Source organism: Kitasatospora sp. NPDC127067 (assembly GCF_042724755.1).
GTDB classification, from domain to species: domain Bacteria; phylum Actinomycetota; class Actinomycetes; order Streptomycetales; family Streptomycetaceae; genus Kitasatospora; species Kitasatospora lactacystinica.
In genome coordinates, this window is record NZ_JBHXEM010000282.1 from 1 (window position 1) to 2,722 (window position 2,722).

Annotated in this window: 1 protein-coding gene; it reads left to right on the plus strand. The window is 72.0% G+C overall.

Annotated features, from left to right (window positions below):
• Positions 1–358: 358 nt before the first annotated feature.
• Positions 359–2,470 carry an NEW3 domain-containing protein gene (locus ACFWJ4_RS41390; protein WP_380554590.1) on the plus strand — a complete coding sequence of 704 codons (2,112 nt, stop codon included), beginning with the start codon at positions 359–361 and terminating at the stop codon, positions 2,468–2,470.
• Positions 2,471–2,722: the final 252 nt, after the last annotated feature.

A 2,722-nucleotide genomic window follows, 5' to 3' on the forward strand; every position in this document is an offset into this window, starting at 1 on the left:
CGCCCTGCCCCCTGCGCTCCCCCACCCCCCCGCGGGTATCCGCAACACCCCGCCCGCCACCGCCCGGGGGCCCGTTACTCGGCGGGGGCCCGGCCGGCCCCGCTCCTGCGTCCGGTGCTGCTCGGCCGGGCCGGTCCCCAGGTGCACTCGTGCTCGGACTTTGCATATTGAGTGCGTGTTACTGCTTATTTCGCCCGTCATCTTGTCAGGAACGAGCAGAGCCCCGTACAAATGATCCGGCTGGGACCACAGCAGCCATCCATGCCCTGACCCCGAGATCCCGTGAGGTCGAAGCGTGTCAACTGCCCTCCGCCGGTGGCTCCGTACCACCGTCGCCTGCTGTACGACGCTCGCCGCCGTGTCCACCGCCACGCTCCTGGCGCAGCCCGCGGTCGCCGCCGAGCCAACCCCGCCCGGCACCGTCGCCGAGTACCCCAACTACGCCCCCACGCCGCCCATGGGCTGGAACGACTGGTCGTACTACCAGTGCGGGATCGACGAGAAGACCATCCTCGACAACGCCCGGGCCCTCGTCTCCACCGGGCTGGCGAAGAAGGGGTACGACACCGTCACCATCGACGACTGCTGGATGTCCGGGCAGCGCGACGCCCAGGGCAACCTGGTCGCCGACCCGCAGCTGTTCCCGCACGGCATGGCCTACATCGGCCGTCAAGTCCACGACCTCGGCCTGAAGTTCGGCATCTACGAGGACGCCGGGACCACCACCTGCGGCGGCTACCCCGGCTCCCTCGACCACTGGCAGCAGGACGCGGACCTGTTCGCGTCCTGGGCCGTCGACTACGTCAAGCTCGACGGCTGCAACGTCCCGGTCAAGCCCGGTGAGACCGAGGAGCAGAGCTACCGCGACACCTACACCGCGATGAGCCGGGCGCTGCTCAACACCCACCGCAGGATGGTCTTCTCGATCTCCGCGCCCGCCTACTTCCAGGGCACGCCGAACTGGGACTCGGTGATCCGCTGGTCCGCGCCGCTCGGCAACCTGTGGCGGGAGGGCGCGGACATCGCACTCGGCCAGGCCAGTGGCGCCGAGAAGTGGGCGTCGATCATGTACAACTACGGCTACAACGTCGGACTGGCCGATCTGCAGCGCCCCGGCCGGTGGAACGACCCAGACTTCCTGCTCGCCGGCGACTCCGGGCTCAGCCAGGACGAGATGCAGAGCCAGATCTCGCTGTGGGCCATGATGGCCGCGCCGCTGATCTCCAGCACCGACCTCACCCGCCTCTCCCCGGCCGCGCTGGACCTGCTCGGCAATCGCGACGTCATCGCCGTCGACCAGGACCGGCTGGGCGTCCAGGGGCGGGTCGTCCAGCACGGAACCGGCTACGACGTGCTGAGCAAGCCGCTGGCTGGCGGGGACCGCGCGGTCGCGCTCTTCAACTCCTCCGACACCGCGCAGACCATCACCACGACCGCCGCCCGGGCCGGCCTGCCCGCTGCCGCCGGCTACAGGCTCGACGACCTGGTGACCAAGCAGGCCGTCGGGACGACCGGCGTGATCTCCGCGAACGTGCCGCCGCACGCCACGGTGCTCTACCGGGTCCACCCCGGCGCGACCCACGGCCTGGCCCCCGCCACCGCCGTCACCTGGCAGGACGTCAGCACGGCCCAGGAACCCGGGACGTACCGGATCACCCTGGCCGACAACGGCGCCGTCGCGCTGAACGACACCAACCTGCGGATCAGCGCCCCCGCCGACTGGACCGTCACCCCGGCGACCGTCGCGCTCCCGCGCATCGCGCCGGGCGCGACCGCGTCGGCCACGGTGACGGTGCACGGCCCCCAGGGCGCTCCCGGGACCACGGTCACGGCGATCACCGCCACCGCGAGCTACCGGGCCCGGCCGGCCGGGGTCGACACCGTCAGCGGTGAGCAGACGATCGTGCGGACCGTGCCCTACCCGTCGCTGGAGGCCGCGTTCAACAACGTCGGCGCCACCTCCGAGAGCGACACCGCTCCCGGCAACTTCGACGGCGCCGGGAACAGCTACTCGGCGCAGGCCCTGGCCCGGGCCGGCGCCACCGCGGGCGCCACGATCAGCGCCAACAGCCTCAGCTTCACCTGGCCGTCCGCGGCCGCGGGCACCAACGACAACGTGTCGGCCGCCGGCCAGGAGATCACCTTCAGCGGCCAGGGCAGCGCGCTGGGCTTCCTCGGCGCCGAAGCGGGCTTCGCCTCCGGCACGGTCACCGTCGCCTACACCGACGGCACCACCAGCAGCGGCCGGTTGGGCTTCCCCAACTGGTGCTGCACCCCGACCGACGCCTACGGCGCGAAGACCGCGTTCACCACGGACCACCGCAACACGCCCACCGGACCGGGCAACTTCGGCACCGGCTACGGCGTCTTCACCAACACCGTCCCGTTGACGCCGGGCAAGACGATCCGTTCCGTCACGTTGCCGAGCGCCGCAGCGATCCACGTGTTCGCGCTGGCCGTCCAGCCGTGATCCGCGCCGCCCGGCCCACCGGACCGGTTCCCGTGGGCCGGGCGGTCGGCGTTCCCCTGCCCCTCTTCCCCTGCCCGAGACTCCGCCCCTCCCCGCGAACGGCATCCAGGACCCACCCATGATCGTCACGAACCGCATCACCCTGGCCGGGGCCCGGCTGGTCCTGCCCGGCGGCGTCGTCGACGGCGACCGCCTCGCCGTCGAGGGCGAGCGCATCGCCGGCCTCGGCGGCGACACCGAACCCGGCGACCT